We start from the raw sequence: 18687 nt of genomic DNA, 5'->3' as shown, positions 1-18687 counted from the left end.
CACGACGAGTGGCGCGTCGCGCGCCTGATCCGTCCGCGAATGCGTTGCGCATGTGAAGCAAGGCGGCACCATGTCCCGGGCGGGCGCGAGTCTTCCACGCGGTGCGAGGCGCCGCAAGCGCCTCAGCCACCGCGCGCCGCCCGCGTCGCCGCCTCGTCCAGCGAGCCGTCGGCGTGCACCACCACGCCGTAGTCCGACCGCGCGGCAGCCACGGACACCATGCCGAGACGTGCATCCTCGGCGACTCGCGCGGGGTCGCGCTGCAGTGGGTCGCCCAGGCCGGCGCCGCCCGGCATCTCAATCACCAGCACCTCGCCGGGCGCCACCACCTGCCGTCCCTTCCCCTCGAGCACGGTGCCGGACGCCAGGGAGAGCACGCCGCGCGCACCATCCTTCCCGCCGTCGCGGCCGCGCGGCGGGAACAGCACGCGGTCGTAGTTGGCGCTGACGGTGTAGGGCACGTCCTCCAGGTTCACGACCTCCATCACTTGGCCGAGCCCGCCGCGGAACGTGCCGGCGCCGCCGGAATCCATGCGGTATTCCTTGCGTCGCACGAGCAGGGGGGAGAGTTGCTCCGTGACCTCGATCGGCACGTTGCGCACGCCGGAGGGAAAGGCCGTGGCGGACAGCCCGTCCTTGCCCGGACGTGCGCCGGTGCCGCCGGAATGGAAGGACATGATGTTGAAGCGCGTGGCGCCGTCCAGTTCACCGGGGGCGACGTTCACGTTCCCCGCGCCGCCCATCGCCATCAGGTTCCAGAGGCAGGAGGTGCCCTCGGCCGGCACCTCGCCGCGCAGCGCCTGCGCCAGGCAGCCGATCACGAGGTCCGGCAGCAACTGCCCGGTGATGTGGCGCGTGGCGACCGGCAGCGGCGGCTGCGCGTTCAGGATGCAGTCGGCGGGCGCGGTGACGCGGATCAGGCCCAGCGTCGCGTCGTTGTTCGGCACCTTCGGGGCCACGATGCACTTCACGCCGAAGCTCGCATACGCCTCGGTGTAGCAGAGCGGCACGTTGATGCCGAAGGCGGAGGGCGGGGAGGTGCCGGCGAAATCCACGGTGATGCCGTCCGGGCCGACCTGCATGGTGGCCACGAGGTCGAGCGGCGCCTCCAGCCCGTCCACACGCATGCGGTTCACGTAGCGTCCCGGCGGGACCGCGCGTATCGCCTGCAGCATGGCGGCGCGGGAGCGGTCCAGGATGTGGGCGGCGATGCCGGACAGGTCAGTGATGCCGAATTCATCCATCATGCGCAGCAGGCGGCGGCAGCCGACCTCGTTGCAGCCGGCGAGCGAGTAGATGTCGCCCACCACCTGAACGGGTTCGCGCACGTTCACGCGGATCAGCTCCACCAGCGTCTCGTCCACCACGCCCGCGCGGGCGAAATGCCGGATCGGGATGAAGATGCCTTCCTCCAGCACGCTGCGCGCCTCCGGCCCCATGCCGCGGCCGCCCACGTCGATGACGTGGCAGGTGCAGGCGAACAGCGCCACCATCGTCCCGCCGCGGAAGCAGGGCGTGACGACGGTGAAGTCGTGCAGGTGGCCAGTGCCCTTCCAGGGATCGTTGGTGATGAAGGCGTCGCCGGGCCGCATCGTGGCCGCGGGAAAGGCATCGAGGAAATGCACCACGGCGCGGGCCATCGAGTTCACATGGCCCGGCGTGCCGGTGACGGCCTGGGCGAGCATGCGGCCCGCGGTGTCGAAGACGCCGGCCGAGACGTCGCCGGCCTCGCGCGTGGAGGTGCTGAAGCCCGTCCGGACCAGGGTCTGCGCCTGTTCCTCCACCACGGCGATCATGCGGTCCCACATGACCTGCAGGCGGATCTGGTCCATCGCGCTCATGCCGGGCTCCGCGTCAGCAGGATGTGGCCAAGGGCGTCGATCCGCGCGACGAAGCTGTCGGTCACGTAGGTGGTCGTCTCGTCCTCGACGATCAGCGCCGGACCCTGCACCAGGTCGCCGGGCACGAGCCACGTCCGGTCGTGCAGCGCCACGGGGCGGGGCGCGCCGTCGCGCGGATCGGCGACGTCCACGAAACGGTCGGGCGCCACCGCACGATCCGGCGGCGGCGCCGGCATGGCGGGCAGGGGCGGCTCCGGTGCGGCGAGGCGCAAAGCCCAGCCCATCGCCTCCACGTCCAGCCCCGGAATCGCGCGGCCGAACTGCGCAGCGTACTGCGTCACGAACAGGCGGCGCAGGGTGTCGGCCGTGACCGGCGCGGCGGGGATCACGACGGTCAGCTCGTGCCCCTGGCCGACATAGCGCAGGTCCACCGTCCAGCGCTCTTCCAGCGGCGCGTCCGGCTCGCCGGCACGGACGATGGCGGTCGCTTCCGCCCGCATCTCCGCCCGCAGCGCTTCGATCGCCGCCGCGTCGAAGCTGGCATCCAGGAGGGCGTGGCGCGTGCGGGCCAGGTCGTAGGCGATGGGGGCGAGCAGGAAGCCGACTGCGGAACCGACCCCCGCCCCGGCCGGCACCAGCACGGTCGCGATGTCGAGCTTCTCGGCCAGCCGCGCGGCGTGCAGGGGCGCGGCGCCGCCAAAGGCGACCATGGCGCGGCCGCGCAGTTCCTTCCCGCATTCCACGGCGTGCTGCCGGGCCGCGTTCGCCATGTTCTCCTCCACCACCTCCACCACCCCGAGCGCGGCGGTGCCGACCGGCAGGCCGAGCGGTACCGCGACCTGCGCCGCGATGGCCGCTGCCGCCGCGTCCACGTCCAGCCGGATCCGCCCGGCCGCGAAGCGGTCCGGGCGCAGGCGGCCGATGTGCAGGTCCGCATCGGTGACGGCGGGGCGCGTTCCGCCTCGGCCGTAGCAAGCCGGCCCGGGCTCGGAGCCCGCGCTCTCCGGCCCGACCTGGATGCGGGCCAGGGCGTCGACCGAAGCGATGGAGCCGCCGCCCGCGCCGATCTCCACCATCTCGATCACCGGGATGCGCAGCGGGATGCCGCTTCCCTTCAGGAAGCGGTAGTGCCGCGCGACCTCGAAGCTGCGGGCGTGCCGCGGCTGGCCGTCGTCGATCAGGCAGATCTTCGCGGTCGTGCCGCCCATGTCGAAGGAGACCAGACGGTCCAGCCCGCCCTGAGCGGCCAGCCGGGCGGCGAGGATCGCGCCGCCGGCCGGCCCGGATTCCACCAGGCGCACCGGGAAGCGTCGCGCGAGGTCCAGCGTCGTCAGGCTGCCGGCGGAGGTCATCAGGAAGATCGGCGCAACCACGCCCTCCGCGCGGAAGGCGTGTTCCAGCCGGCCGAGATAGCGATCCATGACGGGCTGGACATAGGCGTTCGCAATGGCGGTGGACCAGCGTTCGTATTCGCGGATCTCGGGCGAGACCTCGGCGGAGAGGCTGATCGCGAGATCGGGCGCCAAGGCCCGCAGCAGCTCTCCGGCGCGCCGCTCATGCGCGGGATTGACGTAGGCGTGCATGAAGCCGATGGCGACGCTGCGCACGCCCGCATCGCGGAGCTTCGGCACGAGGGCGGCGAGGGCGGCCTCGTCCAGCGGCGTCACCGTGCGCCCGCGCGCGTCGAGCCGTTCGGGCACAGGCAGCCGCAGGTCGCGCGGTACCAGCGGCGCCGGGCGCTCCATCAGGATGTCGTACTGCTCGAAGCGGTTCTCGTAGGCCATTTCCACGGAATCGCGGAAGCCTTCGGTCACCAGCAGGGCCGTCCTCGCGCCCTTGCGCTCGATGATGGCGTTGGTGGCCAGCGTGGTGCCGTGCACCACGAGCGTCAGGTCGCCGTGTCGCAGCCCGGCCTCGGCCAGGATCAGCCGCGTGCCCTCCAGTACGGCCTGTTCGGGTGCGCGCGGCGTGGTGAGAACCTTGCGGCTGAGGCGACGGCCCCGCAGGTCCAGCACGAAATCCGTGAAGGTGCCGCCGATATCGACGGCCAGGCGCACGCCGCTCATCCGCCGAGCCCCGCCATGACCGCGCGCAGCTCCTCGGGCCCGTGCAGCCCGGACAGCACGATCTCGTCCAGGCCGGCGGCACGGTACTCCGCCAGGCGGCGCGCGATGGCGTCCGGCGGGCCGAGCGCGGCGTGGCGGCGCACGACCTCGTCGCCGACCAGCGCCGCGGCGCCGGCCCAGTCCTCCCGACCGATCGCCGCCATCACCGCCGCCTGGTCGAGCTGCGATCCGGCCAGGGCGAGGTTCCGCGCATGGTGCGCACCGCGCAGGATGAAGGCCAGGATGGGCTTCAGCCGGTCGAGCGCCGCACGCTCCTCGGCCAGCGGAGCGCAGTGCACCAGGCCGTAGATGGTGAGGGGCGCGCCGCCCGCCCGGCGCCCGCGCAGCTCCGCCACGCAGGCCCGCACGAACTCCACCGAGGTGGCGGAGGAGAGCACCACGCCGTCGGCGATGTCGGCCGCCAGCAGCAGCATCTTCGGACCCGAGGCAGTGAGCGCGACCGGCACGTCCGGGCGCGGTCCCGGCAGCAGCTTCCGGCCCGTCACGCGGAAGCGCGCGCCTTCATGCGCGGCGCTTTCGCCGGCCAGCAGCTGGCGCGCGATGACAAAGGTCTCGCGCATGGTCTGCAGCGGATGCGGCGCCTCGATCCCGGCGGAGGCGAGGTCGCCCGGCGCACCGACGCCGAAGCTCAGCACCACGCGGCCGGGATGCATCTCCGCGAGCGTCGCCGCGGACATCACGGGATAGACGGGATGCAGCGCATAGGGGCTCATCGCCATCAGCGCGACCTTGAGACGCCGCGTGCGCGCCAGGACCGCCGCGGCCTGCGCGACGGGGTCGCGCTGGAACAGGTGGCAGGCGAGCCAGAGCGTATCGACGCCGAGCTCGTCCGCCGCCTCGGCCAGGGCGAAGAGCTGGGCCGGCCCCTCGCGCCCCTCGGTCGACAGGCCGATGCCGCTGGTCATGCCGCGCGTCCTTCCCTCAGCCGCGCCAGGGTGGCCTCGATCGCCGCCGGCGTGTCCGGTGCGAGCGGCGCCAGGTCCTCGGCCTGGATGTCCTTGATGCCGGCGGAGGTAAGCAGCACGACGACCGGTCCGTCGGCGGGCGCGGCAAGCCGGCCGTCCGCGAGGGCCTCGCGCAGCGCGGCGAGGCCCGCCACGCCGGAATACTCCTGCCATGACCCGGAGGTGGCGAGCCGCGTCCGCGCTTCCGCGATGCTCTCCTCCCGCGCCGTCAGGCCGAGGCCGCCGCTGTCGCGCACCGCAACCACGCCGCGCCAGGAGTTCACCGTGCACATGATGCCGGCGGCGCGTCCCGGCGCCGGTGCGACTTCGACCGCGGGGAGGTTGCCGGCCAGCGCGCGAGCGAGCGGCCCGCGCACGGCCGGCTCGGCCGAGACGATGCGCGGCGTGCGGTCCAGCAGGCCGAGGGCGCGCAGCTCCTGGAAGCCCTTGTGGATGCCGTAGAGCATCTCGCCATACCCGGTCGGCACGACGACCATGGCCGGCGCGGCGCGGCCAAGCTGCAGGAACAACTCGTAGGCGATGGTCTTGTAGCCTTCGGGCCCGAAGGGATGGCCGGTGTGGAAGCGCGTCAGGTTGCTGACGGGATGGAAGCCCGTCTCGGCGACGATGCGGTTCAGCAGCGGCCAGCGTTGCTCCGGCGCGACGGTCAGCACCTCCGCGCCGAGTGCGCGCCACCAGGCGCGGAAGGCGGGCTGGCCGCCGGCGCCGGTGACGACGACGGCCGGTAGGCCGGCACGCGCGGCATAGGCCGCGGCGGCAAGGCCGTGATTGCCGGAGGAAGCGACGCAGATGCCCGGTGCCCCGACGGCGAGCGCAGCGCTGACCGTGCAGAGGTTCAGCCGGTCCTTGTGGCTGTGCGTCGGGTTGCGGGATTCATCCTTGAGCAGCAGCGCATCGCGCGGCAGCCCGAGCCACTCCGCCATCGCCGGCGCGTCGATCAGTGGCGTGCCGCCTTCGCCCATCGAGAGCCCGGGCGCGAGCGGCGGCAGCAGCGGCTGCCAGCGGTCGAGCCCGGGTCCTGGCGCCTGGTCGAACAGGGCTGGATCCACTCGCGCCAGGTCGTAGCCGATGCCGAGCGGCCACTGCATCGCATCGTCCGACGTAGCCGGGCAGCCGCGGTGCTGCGGCGGCCAGAGCGGAAATGTGGGGGCGCCCGGTCCCATCGAGACCTGCGACGTCGCGGCGGAGGCCGTGGCCTGCGCCCAGCTGGCGATCATCGCGCGGCCTCAGGTTATGTGCGGCATGACCTCGGTGGCAAAGAGCTCCATCTGGTCCAGCAGTTCCGCCGGCTCGTTCACCGCGAAATACAGGCCGAGCAGGTGCGTCACGCCGGCTTCCCGCAGCGCGTGAGCCTTGGCGATGACCTCGGACGGCGTACCGATCAGGTTGATCTCCTCGTTGGTGTGCGCGCCCTGTTCCTTCAGCGTTGACTTGCGCAGCGACTCCAAATGCTTCGCCATCTGGCTGCGGCGGAACCGCTCGATCGCCTGCTCGCGCGTGCGCGCGACATGCACGATGAACTGCGGCGCGACCTCGATGGACGCGGGGTCGCGGCCCGCCGCCTCCACCAGGCGGTGCAGCTCCGCCACGTCGGCGCGCAGCCGGTCCACATGGATGCCGGCCGGCAGCCAGCCGTCGCCATCCTTCGCCACGCGCGGCAGGTGGGCGCGGCTGTTGCCGCCGTAGTAGATCATCATGCGCCGCTGCAGCGGCTTCGGCGTGAACTCCACGTCGCGGAAGCGATAGTACTTCCCCTCGAAGCTGGCCACGCGGTTGTCGAACAGCGCCCGCATGGCGGCGACGCTCTCCGCGACCATGTCGCCGCGATGCGCATCGCCCTCCGGCCGCAGTGCCAGGAACTCCTCCCGATAGGCGCCGACGCCGACGCCGATCTCCACCCGGCCGCCGGAGAAATGGTCCAGCGTGCAGATCTGCTTGGCCATGGGCACGATGTCGCGCCGCATCGGCGTGACCAGCACGCCGGTGCCGAAGCGCAGCTTCGTGGTGCGGGCAGCCAGGAAGGCGTAGGTGACCAGCGGTTCCCAGAAGCGCGGCGGCACCGGGAACTCCTCCCGCACATAGTGCTGGGTGGTCATGTGGTCGTTGCCCCAGACCGAGTGGTAGCCCAGCTTCTCGGCGTGCAGCGCGATGGCCAGGACCGTCTCCGGATCGGAGAAGGGGATGGGGTAGGTCAGGCCCTCCATCCCCGTCGGCAGGCCGGCGCTCACCGTCAGCGTCTTGCGCATCGCGTCACCTTCCCCTCACGTCCCCATGGCCGTCGCGCCGCCACCCAGATAGGCCTGCCGGATGCGCGGGTCGCGCGCGACCTCGGCGGCCGGCCCTTCCATCAGCTTGCGCCCCTGCTCCAGCACGATCGCGGTGTCGGAGACGCGCAGCGCGCCCCGCACGTTCTGCTCCACCATCAGCACGGTGAGCCCGGTGTCGCGCGCGATGGACGCCGCGGTGGCGAAGATCTCCGCCTGCATCTTCGGCGACAAGCCGAGCGAGGGTTCGTCCAGCAGCAGCAGGGACGGGGCCGTCTCCAGCACCATCGCGGTCTCGAGCAGCTGCTGCTCGCCGCCCGAGAGGTTCGCGGCCTGCGTCTTCCAGCGGGCGCGCAGCACGGGGAACATGGCGGCCACCCGCTCGATCGCGCGCACCGCCTCGCTGCGCGTCAGGCGATAGGCGCCGAGGCGAAGGTTCTCTTCCACTGACATCTCCGGGAAGTTGCAGCGGCCCTGCGGCACCAGGCCGATGCCGCGCGACAGCCTCTCCCAGGGCGGCAGGTGCTGGATGGGCTCGCCGCGCAGGCGCACCTCGCCGCCGAGGTGGCGGACCGTGCCGTAGATCGCCTTCATCAGCGTGGACTTGCCCGCGCCATTGCCGCCGACGACTGTGGTGACGGTGCCGGGCGAGAGCGTGAGGGAAACACCATCCACGATGGCGGTGTCCGGCGTGTAGCCCGCGCGCAGGTCGCGCAGTTCCAGCAGCGCTGTCTCAGGCATCGGCGGGCTCCGCCTCCGTGCCGAGGTAGGCTTCCAGCACCGCCTCGTTGGCGCGCACCTCCTCCGGCGTGCCGTCGGCGATCTTGCGGCCCTGATCCAGCACGATGACGCGCTGGGACAGGCGCATGACGAAATCCACGTTGTGCTCGATGATCAGGAAGGACTGTCCGGCCTGGTGCAGGCGCCGGATGATCGCTTCCACTTCGAGGACGCGGGTCGGGTTCACGCCGGCCACCGGCTCGTCGAGAATGACGAGGCGGGGGCGCGGCATCAGCGCGCCGGCCAGCGCGACAAGCTTCTTCTGCCCGTAGGAGAGCACGCCCGCCGGCGCCTGCGCCATGCGCGCCAGCCCGACGAGGTCGAGCAGCTCCGCCGCCCGCGCGCGCGCCGCCGAGTCCGCGGCACGGAAGCGCCGGCTGCGCAGCAGGGCGTCCAGCCAGCCGGTCCCGTCGGTCTCCTGCGCCGCGGTCAGCAGGTTCTCCTCGATGGCCAGCGTGTCGTAGACTCGCACCTGCTGGAAGGTGCGCATCAGCCCGCTGCGCGCGATCTGCTCCGGCGCCAGGCCGGTCAGCGCGCGGCCGTCCAGGCTCACCATCCCGGCATCGGCGGCCTGGAAGCCGGTGACGAGATCGACCGTCGTGCTCTTGCCGGACCCGTTCGGGCCGATCATCGCGGTGATCGTGCCTTCGACGAGGCTGAACGACACCTCGGCCACCGCATGCACGCCGGCGTAGGACTTGCAGAGCCCGTCGGCCTTGAGCAGCGGCGCGCTCATGCGTCCCCGGCCGGCAGTCGGGTGGCCGGGGTTGCGCGTCGCCAGACCTCGCCGCGGCGTGCCTTCAGCCAGCCCGCGAAGCCGTAGGGCATGAAGGTGACGGCCAGGATCAGCAGCAGCCCGTAGAGGATCATGCGCAGGTCATTCGAGAAGCGCAGCGCCTCCGGCAGTATGGACATGAGGATGCCGGCGACGACCACGCCCCAGAAGGAGCCCATCCCGCCCAGGATGACCATGATCAGGAAGGTCTGCATGTAGTAGATGTCGAGGATCAGCGGATCCACGATGGTCAGGTGGAACACGAAGATCGCCCCCGCGATGCCGGTCAATGCGGCGGCGACGACGAAGGCGAACAGGCGGTAGGCGCGCGGCGCGATGCCGTGCGAGCGCGCCAGCGACTCGTCCTGGCGGATCGCGAGCAGCGTCCGACCGACCCGCGACCGCGCGATGACCAGCAGCAGGCCGAGCGCCGGCAGCGAAAAGGCCAGCGCGACGTAGTAGGAGTCACCCGGCGGCGTCAGGCCGAAGGGGCGAGGCAGGCCAAGCCCCGGTATGCCCAGCGCGCCGCGCGTCACCTCGGTCCAGTCGCGCGCCAGCGTCAGTACCAGCAGCGTGAAGGCGATGGAGACGACGACGAAGGAATGCCGGTTCAGCCGCAGCGCCGCGTGCCCCACGCCGGCCGCCACGACCGCGCAGACGGCGCCGGCCAGGAGAAAGGCGGGGATGATCGGCAGCCCCAGATCCTTGACGCCGATCGCCGCGACATAGGCGCCTATGCCCCAGAAGCCCAGTTGCGCGAAGGAGAGCAGCCCGGCGAAGCCGTACACCAGGTTCAGCGACATCGCCGCCACGGTGAACAGCGCGGCGTTGATCGCGACATAGACGGCATAGGGACTCGGCGCCCAGAAGGGCAGGGCGATCGCCGCCGCGATGCCGGCGGCGACGAGCGGTCCCGTCAGCCGATCGAGCGCGCCCATCGCCTCAGCCCACGCGGATCCGCGTGGCGAACAGCCCCTGAGGCCGCAGCAGCAGCACCAGGATCATCGCCACGAAGACGATGGCTTCCTGCCAGACGATGGTCAGGAAGCCGCCGGCCAGGCTCTCCACCACGCCCAGGATGACCGCGGCGATCGCCGCACCCTGCAGGTGGCCGAGCCCGCCGATGATGACGAGCGCGAAGGCCTTGAACAGCAGCGCCTGGCCCATGATCGGCTGCACCAGGTACACCGGCGCCAGCGCCGCGCCGGCGAGGCCGCACAGGCCGCAGGCCAGCATCATGGCGTTGCGTGCCACCTTCCGCGGCGGGATGCCGACCATCAGCGCGGCTTCCCGGTTCTGCGAGATGGCCCGCATCGCGCGGCCGAACTGCGTGCGCGTCAGGATCAGCCACAGCGCCAGGAAGGCACCCAGCGCCACCACGCCGGCGGCCAGGCGCGTCGCGGTGATGCGTATGTCGCCGATCTCCACGCCCGCGAACCCGAATTCGGTGTCCACCATGCGGCCAGAGGCGCTGAAGATCCACTGCACGCCATGCAGCAGGATGATGGACAGGCCCGTGGTCACCAGGATGGAGCGTTCGAAATCCGTCTCCTTCAGCCGCGCGAACAGCAGTTCGAACATCACCACGCCGAGAAGGGCGGTGATCGCCATCGCGACGGCAAGGGAGGGCAGGTAGAGCAGTCCCAGCACCGGCGTGACCAGGGCCATGGCATAGGCGCCGAGCATGAGGAACTCGCCATGCGCGAAGTTCACGATGCGTAGCACGCCGTAGACGAGGGCGAGACCGACGGCGATCAGGGCGTAGATCAGGCCGATCGCCAGACCGTTGAAGAGAAGCTGCGCGAAGAAGACCGCGTCCATGCCCGGCGCGCCCCCTGCCCGGATGGCAACCCGACCGCCGCCATCGCCATGCGACTATCCAGGGAGCGTGCTGCATCGACAAGTCTCTCTTGACGCGCGGCTTCGCGATCCGCTGCGATGGCTGCGTGCGCGGCCGTCAGGGCGCGCCTTCTCGGCACAGGATGAGGGGTGCACAGCGAATGCGCAGCTTTGGTCGCCGCCTGCTGGCAGCAGGGGCAGTTCTTGCCGCCGCCCTGGTCGTGCAGCCGCACGCCGCCTCGGCGCAGATCCGGATCGGCGTCAGCCTTCCGGATACCGGCCCTGCCGCGACCGCGGCAATGTGGGAACGCTGGGGCATCGAGCTGGCGCGGGAGGAGATCAACGCCTCGGGCGGCGTGCTTGGCCAGCAGGTCCAGGTGATCTACGCCGACAACCGCTGCAACCCCTCGGAAGGCGTCGGCTCCGTCAACCGCCTGATCCAGGAGAGGGTGGTGGCGATCATCGGTGCGCATTGCAGCTCCGCCACCATCGCTGCCATGCCGATCGTCAAGGAGGCGCGGGTGCCGATGCTGACGGGCATCTCCTCCTCGCCGCGGATCACCGAGCTCTCCGGGCGCAACGGCAACGAGTATATGTTCCGCCTGCAGCCCTCGGACGCGGCAATGATGGATGCGCTCGCGGCTTACCTGGCGCGCACGCGGCAGTTCTCGCGGGTGGCCGTGCTGGCCGAGGACACGGATTTCGGCCGCGGTGGTGCGCAGGCCTTCGCGCAGTATGCCGAGCGCGCGGGCATCACCATCCTGTCGCAGGATTTCCACCCGCAGCAGCTGGCCGACTACACCACCATCCTGACGCGTATCCAGTCCCGCCGTCCTGACGGGCTCGCGCTCTTCCAGCTCGGCAACGACCAGGCGAACTTCATGCGCAACTTCCAGCAGATGGGCCTGCGGATTCCCTTCACCGGCCGGGTCGAGCTGGGCGGCCTGATGCAGCGCTTCGTCGAGGCCGGCGTGATGGAGAACTCGGTCAGCGTCTGGCCCTACTCGCACGACGTGGACAGCCCGGAGAACCGCGCCTTCGTGGAGAAGATCCGCGCCCGGCACAACTCCATCCCCTACCTGCAGACCTGGTCGGGCTACGACAGCCTGCGCATCTTCGCCCAGGCCATCCGCGAGGCCGGGACGGCGGAAGGCCCGCGGATCCGCGACGCGATGGCCGCGATGCGCTTCCAGACCGTGATGGGCCCGAGCGTGCAGTTCGACGCGGAGAACCAGGCCGGCACCGTGCTGGTGGTCAACCGCGTGCGCAACCGCCGCGTCGAGGTGGGCGAGGTGCTCGACCTGCGTAACCGCTGAGCCGAGGCTAGCCCGCCGTAGCCCTGAGTGTGTTCAGAGCTGCGGCGGTCTGGCTTTTCTGGCCTGGCGATTCACGCCCTTCGCCGTGTCCACCTCCGGTGTGCACAGTCAGGACGATCGCGGGCTAGACGCCGCCCGGGCGCGGCGTGTCGGTCGCCTCGGAGAAATGGGCATGGACGCAGCGCCATGCCCCGTCCTCCTTGCGGAAGACCATGGTGGAGCGCGTGGTGAACTCCGCCTCGTCGTAGTGCAGGTCGCGCGGCGGGGGCTGGCTGCCGCGCCAGCGCCGTCGGGTGCGGCGATGGCACCAGATCGTCGCCAGGTCCGTGCCGACCACGCCGCCGATGTCGAAGGGCGTCCAGTAGCTCGACCGGACGTTCTGCGCATAGAACTGCCACAGCCGCGTCCAATGCTCGCGCCCGCGATAGGTGTGGCCGTTGAGGTTGAAGAAGGTAGCTTCGGGCGTGGGGCTCCAGACCGCCTGCAGCCCCTCCCAGTCGAAGCGGGCGTTGAGCTGCAGGTACGTCTCGTGAAGCGCGAGCAGCGCCGCGCGGTCCTCCTCCGACCCGCCCACGAGGTCCGTCGTCGTCATCGGCGCCCTTCCTCTCGTCGCTTCCGCCTTGCGGGACCTCGCCGCGCACGGGCATGCTCGGCCTACGGACGGCGCGGTGCCCAGGGCGCGTCGCCGACCGAGGAGGCAACGCTGGTCGGAATCGCGCGTCCTGCCAAGTCCGGCGCGCAATCCTTGGAGATCGCCGTGAGCCTGACACGTCGTGCGCTCTGCGCCCTCGCCCTGTCCGCACCGGCCCTGCGCCGCAGCGCCGCGCAGGTCTCAGCCTTCCCGGAACGCCCCATGCGCATCGTCGTGCCGTTCCCGCCGGGCGGTGCGACGGACAGCGCCGCCCGCATCCTGGCCGACGGCCTCGCACAGCGCTACGGCCGGCCGGTCGTGGTGGAGAACCGCGCGGGCGCGAGCGGCACGGTAGGCGGGGAGCTCGTCTCCCGCGCGGCGCCCGATGGCCATACGCTGCTGGTGGGCTCGCCGGTGTCGATCAGCCTGGGCAGGGTGCTGCTGCCGACGCTGGCCTACGATCCGATGCGAGACCTGGCGCCGGTCTCGATCCTGTTCACGGCCGACCACGCCTTCGCGGTGCACCCGGGGTTGGCGGCGCGTACGGTGCCGGAGTTCATCGCGCTCGCCCGCGCCTCGGCACGTCCGCTGAGCTTCGGCTCCTCCGGCATTGGCACGACGCTGCACCTGATCGGGGAGATGTTCCGCATGCGCGCGGGCATCGAACTGCTGCACGTGCCCTATCGCGGCAGCGCGCCCGCGGTGACGGACCTGGTCGCGGGAAACCTCGACGCGATCTTCGACCAGCTTGCTGCGACCGGGCCACATGTGCAGGGTGGACGGCTCCGCCTGCTGGCTACCACCGGCCCGACACGTCACCGCGCCTGGCCCGATGTGCCGACCGTGGCGGAGACGCTGCCGGGGTTCGTCGGCCAGTCCTGGAACGGCGTCGCAGCGCCCGGCGGCACGCCGCCGGCGCTGGTCGAGCGCATCTCCGCCGACATCGCCGCCGTCATGGCGGAGCCCGCGGCGCAGGCGCGCATGCAGCCGCTCGGCGTGGATGGCGCAACTAGCCGGCCAGCCGAGTTCCAGGCCTTCATCGCCGAGGATGCGGCGCGCTGGACCGAGGTGATCCGCGCGACCGGCGTCACGCTGGGCTGAAGGGCGCGACCCCGGCGACCTCCGCGAACCAGGCGATCTGCTCGCGGTATTCGCCGAGGTCGCTGGCCGGGAACATCAGCGCGCAGCAGTGCTGCACGCCGATCTCCGCCAGGCCCGCGATCTTCTCGCGGATCACGTCGGGCGAGCCGATCAGGTTCGCCACCACCTGCTTCGACAGGTCGCGCCCGGTGTAGTTCAGCGAGATCCGGTGCGCGACGAGGTCGGAGGCCATATAGCGCGCCTCCGCCTCCTCCATGGTCTTCGCGACCGTCACGGAGAATTCCGGCGCCACTTCCACCGCCATCGGGTCGCGACCGAGCTCCGCCGTGCGGGCGCGCAGCTGCGCTATGCGCTCGGCCAGCTCCGGCCAGGGCCGCCAGCCCGGCAGCCAGCCCTGGCCCCACCGTGCCGCACGCTCCACCGCGGCCAGGTTGTGTCCGCCGACGAAGATCGGCAGCGGCGCCTGCTTCGGCTTCGGCGCGAAGGCGACGTCGCGGCAGGCGTAGTACTGTCCTTCGAAGGTCGTGCGCGGCTGCTCGAACAGCGCGCGGATCATGGCGAGCGACTCCTCCAGCATCTCGCCGCGCTTCGCGCTGGGTGCCAGGCGCGGGGCCCAGGCCTCGAACTCCTCGCGATAGGCGCCGATGCCGACGCCGAGGTCGAGCCGCCCGCCCGACATCGCATCCAGCGTCGCCGCCTGCTTGGCCAGCCACAGCGGGTCGCGCATCGGCAGCACCGCCACCGCCGTCCCCAGGCGCAGCCGCGTGGTGGCGGCGGCGCAGAAGGACAGCACCGTCATGACCTCGTAGAAGCGTGGCGTGCGGCCGGGGAACTTCTTCTCTACGTAGTTCTGCGTGGTGATGTGGTCATTGCCCCAGACGCCGTCATAGCCCAGCCGCTCGCAGGCCTGTGCGAGGGGCACGAAATCCTCGGCCTCGACGAAGGGGATGGGGTGCATCACGCCTTCGAACCCTGTCGGCAGGCAGACGCTGAATTTCATGTCGCTCCTCCGGCTGCGCGCAGCGTCGCGGCGATGGCCTCCGCATCCGCCAGGTTGGCCAGCACCACCTCGTCCAGCCCGGCGGCGCGATACTCGGCAAGTGCGGCTGCAAGTTCCTCTGGCGAGCCGGCCGCGGCGTGGTGCGCCACCGCGTCGTCGTCCAGCAGCGCCATGGCCGCATCCCAGTCGCCCGCCTGTGTCAGCGCGTAGAGCCGTGCCTGGTCCAGCACGGTGCCGGCGGCGGCGAGGTTCTCGGCATGGTGCGCGCCCCGCAGCACGAAGGCGAGCCGCCGGCGCACCGGCGCAAGGGCGGCGTGGCGGTCCGCGCCCGGCGGGACATGCGCGGCATAGACCAGCCCGAGCCGTGCCACGGGCCGGCCGGCCGCCGCTTCGCCCACGATGTCGAGGCAGCGTCGGACATAAGGCCGCGAGCTGCCGCCAGAGAGCAGCACGCCATCCGCGACCTCGCCGGCCAACCGCAACATGCCTGGGCGCGAGGCAGCGATCACGACGGGCACGCGCGCCGGTCCCGCAGCGAGCGCGCGATGGCCACCGAGCCGGAAGGCCTTTCCATCCAGACGGACCTTGTCGCCGGCGAGCAGGCCGCGGCAGACCAGCACCGCCTCGCGCAGCGTTGCCAGGGGATGCGGCGCCGCGATGCCTGCCGCGTCGCGGTCCGCCGGTGCGCCCGTGCCGAGGCAGAGCACCACGCGGCCGGGATGCAGCTCGTCCAGCGCGGCCGCGGCCATGGCGATGTGGACGGGGTGCATGGCGTAGGGGCTCATCGCCATCAGCGCGACGCGTAGCTGGGTGGTCGCCGCCAGCGCAACCTGCGCCATGGTGACGGGGTCGCGCAGGAAGAGGTGCGAGGCGACCCAGAGCGTGCCGGCGCCGCCCGCCTCCGCCGCACTGGCAAGCGCCGGGACCGACGCCAGCGGCTCCCGGCCTTCCAGGCTGACGCCGACGGCGGAGGGCCAGGCGTCCGGCATCACGCGGCCTCGGCGAAGGTTGCGGCGCAGCGTTCGGCCAGGTCCTCGTAGTCGGCCGGCTCGTTGTAGGCCTGGGCCGAGAGGCGCAGCCACAGACCGTCGCCGATCGGGTGCACCGGCGCGTCGGTGCGCCGGTCCAGCAGCCTCTCGCGCAGCAGCAGCGAGGCTTCCCGCGTCGCAGGCCCGCGCCAGGGCAGGCGGACCGAGGCCATGGCGGCGCAGAGCGCCGGCGCTGCGCCGACCTGTGTGCCCAGCCGGCTGGCCAGGATCTCCCCGCCCTGCCGGGCAAGCTCGGCGTTGCGACGCATCAGCGCGGGCCCGCCGAGGCTCGCGCAGAAGTCGAGTGCCGCCGGCACGGCCAGCCAGGCCGTGCTGTCGCGCGTGCCGGTGTAGTCGAACTCGGCGGGGAAGCCTTCGCCATAGGGGTGCGAGATGACGACGGGGTGCAGCCGGTCCTGCCGGTCGCGCCGCGCCCAGAGGAAGCCGGAGCCCTTCGGCGCCATCAGCCATTTGTGGCAGTTGCCGACATACCAGTCGGCGCCGATGGCAGGTATGTCGAGCGGCACCAGGCCCGGCGCATGCGCGCCATCCACCAGCACCCGCACGCCCACGGCGTGGCAGGCGCGGACCAGCGCGTCGATAGGCAGCACCAGCGCGCTGGGCGAGGTCACGTGGTCCAGGATGGCCAGCCGGGTGCTGGCTGTGATGGCGGCGGCGACGCGCGCGACGATCTCCTCGGGGTCCGGATCGGGCCAGGGCACGTGCACGGTGACGATCCGCGCACCGGCCCGCGTGGCGACATGGCGCGCGGCGTTGCGCACGGCGCGATAGCCGTGGTCCAGCACCAGGATCTCGTCCTCGGGGGCGAGCGGGAAGCTCTGCAGCACCGCGTTGCAGCCGGCCGTCGCATTCTCCACGAAGGCCAGATCCTCCGGCTCCCCGCCGAGGTAAGCGGCCAGCGCAGCCGCCGCCTCGCGGATGGCGCCGGGCAGGATGGCCTTGAAGAAGCGGGTGGGCTGCGCCTCCATCCGCGCGCGCCAGGCATCCTGCACGGCCAGGACGGCACGAGGCGTGGCGCCATAGGCGCCATGGCCGATGGTCAGCCAGTCCGGGTCCAGCGCGAAGGCGTGGCGGATGGCGCGGCCCAGCGGGGGCGGGGCGGTTTCGTTCTGCAGGCTCATGGCGTCCCCTTCGGCGGCGCACCACGCCAGGCGCGCAGCGCCAGCGGCAGCAGCAGCACCAGCGCCGCCGCGGCCAGACTGGCGGCGCTGATCGGCTTCTGCAGGAACACCATGGGGCTGCCGTACCCTACCAGCAGGCCCTGGCGCAGGCTCTGCTCCAGCATGCTGCCCAGCACGAAGGCGAGCAGCAGCGGCGCGGGGTCCCAGCCATGGCGGCGCAGCAGGAAGCCCACCACGCCGAAGCCCGCCATCAGCCAGACATCCATCATGCTGTTGTTCAGCGAATAGGCGCCGATGGCGCAGAACAGCAGGATGAACGGCCCCATGATGGCGGATGGCACGCGCAGCAGCGCGACGAACAGCCCGACCAGCGGCAGGTTCAGCGCCAGCAGCACGAGGTTGCCGACGAACATGCTGGCGATCACGCTCCAGAACAGTTCGGGATGCTCCAGCGCCAGCCTTGGCCCGGGTACCACGCCCTGCATCAGCAGCGCGCCCATGATGATCCCGATCACTGCATTGGCGGGAATGCCGAGCGCCAGTAGCGGCACGAAGCTGGCCTGCGCCGCGGCGTTGTTCGCGGATTCCGGTCCGGCCACGCCGGCCGGCGCGCCATGGCCGAAGCGTTCCGGCGTGCGCGAGATGCGCTTCTCCAGGATGTAGCTGGCGAAGCTGGCGATCAGCGCGCCGCCGCCGGGCAGCAGGCCGAGCACGAAGCCAAGCCCCGAGCCGCGCACGATGGCCCCGCCGCTCTCCCGCCATTCCTGCCGGTTCGGCAGCAGGTCGCGCAGGCGCTCGCCATGCGGGATGATGCGACCCGCCGTGGCATCGCGGGACGCGGCGAGCAGCAGCACCTCGCTCACCCCGAACAGTCCCATGGCCATCACCGCGATGCTGATGCCGTCGCGCAGCTCCGGCACGTCGAAGGTGAAGCGCTCGATGCCGGAGACGAGGTCGGTGCCCGTGGTGGACAGCAGCAGCCCGGCGCCGACCATGGTCCAGGCGCGCGGGCGCGATCCCTCGCCGACCTGCGCCACCAGCGTCAGGCCGAAGACCAGCAGCGCGGCGCGTTCCACCGGGCCGAAGGCCAGGGCCTCCTGCGCGACCCAGGGGCCGAGCAGCACGATGCCGCAGGTCGCGAGGATGCCGGCGACGAAGCTGCCGATCGCCGAGAGGCCGAGTGCCGCGCCGGCGCGCCCGTTCCGTGCCATGGCGTGGCCGTCCAGGCAGGTGACGACGCTCGCGGCCTCGCCGGGGATGCGCACGAGGATGGAGGTGATGGAGCCGCCGTACATCGCGCCGTAGTAGATCCCGGCCAGCAGGATCAGCGCCGCGTTGCGGTCCAGCAGGACGCTGACCGGCAGCAGCAGTGAGATGGTGGCCGAGGGGCCGAGACCGGGCAGCACGCCGACCGCCGTGCCCAGCACTGCGCCGACCAGCGCGATCAGAAGGTTGCCGGGTTCCAGCGCGATGGCGAAGCCTGTGGCGAGCCCGGGCAGCACTTCCATGCGCCGTCAGCCTAGCCACCAGCCATGCGGCAACGGCACGCGGAGCAGCCGGTCGAACAGCAGGAAGGACCCCGCCGTTGCGCCCGCCGTGACCGGCACCACGACGCGCCACGGCAGCCGTTCCAACCCGCGCAGCAGCAGCAGGAACATCGCCGCGATGGCCAGCGTGGTGCCGGCAGGCTCCAGCAGCAGCGGGAAGCCAAGCGCGGCGGCGATGTAGGCCAGTAACCGGCGTTGCCGCATCGGCTCCGGCCGCGGCGCGCGCCGCCACGCCGCGGCAAGCGCGGCGGCCCCCATCAGCGCCGCGGCGAGCGCCGGGAACAGCCCGGGGCCCGGCGAGCCGAACTCCGTGAAGCCCCACTCCCAGCCCT

Annotated in this window: 17 protein-coding genes; 2 read left to right on the top strand and 15 right to left on the bottom strand. The window is 71.9% G+C overall.

All coding sequences use genetic code 11. From position 1 onward, the window contains the following. Window positions 1-122 precede the first annotated feature (122 nt). From OZN99_RS01190 to OZN99_RS01150, 9 genes are all read right to left on the bottom strand, one after another. Window positions 123-1841, bottom strand: coding sequence for a hydantoinase B/oxoprolinase family protein (locus OZN99_RS01190; protein WP_270933333.1), 1719 nt, complete (start codon window positions 1839-1841; stop codon window positions 123-125). Then, the gene (locus OZN99_RS01185) at window positions 1838-3907 is read right to left on the bottom strand and encodes a hydantoinase/oxoprolinase family protein (protein WP_270933332.1); all 2070 of its coding nucleotides are present in this window, start codon (window positions 3905-3907) and stop codon (window positions 1838-1840) included. Before OZN99_RS01185 ends, OZN99_RS01190 begins: the two co-directional genes overlap by 4 nt. Further along, complete coding sequence (locus OZN99_RS01180) at window positions 3904-4872, bottom strand: LLM class flavin-dependent oxidoreductase (RefSeq protein WP_270933331.1); 969 nt, start codon at window positions 4870-4872, stop codon at window positions 3904-3906. Before OZN99_RS01180 ends, OZN99_RS01185 begins: the two co-directional genes overlap by 4 nt. After that, entirely contained in the window at window positions 4869-6020 is a 1152-nt protein-coding gene (locus tag OZN99_RS01175) for a threonine synthase (protein WP_270933330.1), read from the bottom strand. The genes OZN99_RS01180 and OZN99_RS01175 overlap by 4 nt, the downstream gene beginning before the upstream one ends. Window positions 6021-6158: 138 nt before the next feature. Next, complete coding sequence (locus OZN99_RS01170) at window positions 6159-7178, bottom strand: LLM class flavin-dependent oxidoreductase (protein ID WP_270933329.1); 1020 nt, start codon at window positions 7176-7178, stop codon at window positions 6159-6161. 15 nt (window positions 7179-7193) lie between these two features. Next, entirely contained in the window at window positions 7194-7937 is a 744-nt protein-coding gene (locus OZN99_RS01165; protein WP_270933328.1) for an ABC transporter ATP-binding protein, read from the bottom strand. After that, window positions 7930-8712, bottom strand: coding sequence for an ABC transporter ATP-binding protein (locus tag OZN99_RS01160; RefSeq protein WP_270933327.1), 783 nt, complete (start codon window positions 8710-8712; stop codon window positions 7930-7932). Before OZN99_RS01160 ends, OZN99_RS01165 begins: the two co-directional genes overlap by 8 nt. Beyond that, window positions 8709-9689 carry a branched-chain amino acid ABC transporter permease gene (locus OZN99_RS01155; protein WP_270933326.1) on the bottom strand — a complete coding sequence of 327 codons (981 nt, stop codon included), beginning with the start codon at window positions 9687-9689 and terminating at the stop codon, window positions 8709-8711. The genes OZN99_RS01160 and OZN99_RS01155 overlap by 4 nt, the downstream gene beginning before the upstream one ends. Before the next feature lie 4 nt (window positions 9690-9693). Further along, entirely contained in the window at window positions 9694-10572 is an 879-nt protein-coding gene (locus tag OZN99_RS01150; RefSeq protein WP_270933325.1) for a branched-chain amino acid ABC transporter permease, read from the bottom strand. 179 nt (window positions 10573-10751) lie between these two features. On the opposite strand from OZN99_RS01150, the gene OZN99_RS01145 reads away from it, so the two are divergent. Continuing rightward, a complete protein-coding gene (locus OZN99_RS01145; RefSeq protein ID WP_270933324.1) occupies window positions 10752-11906 on the top strand; it encodes an ABC transporter substrate-binding protein in 1155 nt (384 codons plus the stop codon). Between the two features lie 124 nt (window positions 11907-12030). Here the strand turns inward: OZN99_RS01145 and OZN99_RS01140 are convergent, their stop codons facing one another. Further along, entirely contained in the window at window positions 12031-12498 is a 468-nt protein-coding gene (locus tag OZN99_RS01140) for a YybH family protein (RefSeq protein ID WP_270933323.1), read from the bottom strand. A 165-nt stretch (window positions 12499-12663) separates the two neighbouring features. Here OZN99_RS01140 and OZN99_RS01135 point away from each other — a divergent pair, with 165 nt between their 5' ends. Then, complete coding sequence (locus OZN99_RS01135) at window positions 12664-13638, top strand: Bug family tripartite tricarboxylate transporter substrate binding protein (RefSeq protein ID WP_270933322.1); 975 nt, start codon at window positions 12664-12666, stop codon at window positions 13636-13638. On the opposite strand, the gene OZN99_RS01130 is transcribed toward OZN99_RS01135, so the two are convergent. The 5 genes from OZN99_RS01130 to OZN99_RS01110 all read right to left on the bottom strand — a co-directional run. Next, window positions 13625-14638: an LLM class F420-dependent oxidoreductase gene (locus OZN99_RS01130; protein WP_270933321.1), complete on the bottom strand. Its 1014-nt coding sequence runs from the start codon at window positions 14636-14638 to the stop codon at window positions 13625-13627. The two genes, OZN99_RS01135 and OZN99_RS01130, sit on opposite strands and share 14 nt — an antisense overlap. After that, the gene (locus tag OZN99_RS01125) at window positions 14635-15627 is read right to left on the bottom strand and encodes an LLM class flavin-dependent oxidoreductase (RefSeq protein ID WP_270933320.1); all 993 of its coding nucleotides are present in this window, start codon (window positions 15625-15627) and stop codon (window positions 14635-14637) included. Before OZN99_RS01125 ends, OZN99_RS01130 begins: the two co-directional genes overlap by 4 nt. Continuing rightward, window positions 15627-16808, bottom strand: coding sequence for an aminotransferase class V-fold PLP-dependent enzyme (locus OZN99_RS01120; protein WP_270933319.1), 1182 nt, complete (start codon window positions 16806-16808; stop codon window positions 15627-15629). Before OZN99_RS01120 ends, OZN99_RS01125 begins: the two co-directional genes overlap by 1 nt. After that, on the bottom strand, window positions 16805-18316 hold the full coding sequence (locus OZN99_RS01115) for a tripartite tricarboxylate transporter permease (RefSeq protein WP_270933318.1): 1512 nt from the start codon (window positions 18314-18316) through the stop codon (window positions 16805-16807). The genes OZN99_RS01120 and OZN99_RS01115 overlap by 4 nt, the downstream gene beginning before the upstream one ends. Before the next feature lie 6 nt (window positions 18317-18322). Beyond that, the coding region (locus tag OZN99_RS01110) for a tripartite tricarboxylate transporter TctB family protein (RefSeq protein WP_270933317.1) at window positions 18323-18687 on the bottom strand (365 nt) is incomplete at its 5' end.

Origin of the sequence: Falsiroseomonas oryzae (assembly GCF_027856955.1) — a bacterium.
Classification (GTDB): domain Bacteria; phylum Pseudomonadota; class Alphaproteobacteria; order Acetobacterales; family Acetobacteraceae; genus Falsiroseomonas; species Falsiroseomonas oryzae.
The sequence above is the reverse complement of the archived record's forward strand: the minus strand, read 5'-3'. Positions and strand labels throughout refer to the sequence as shown.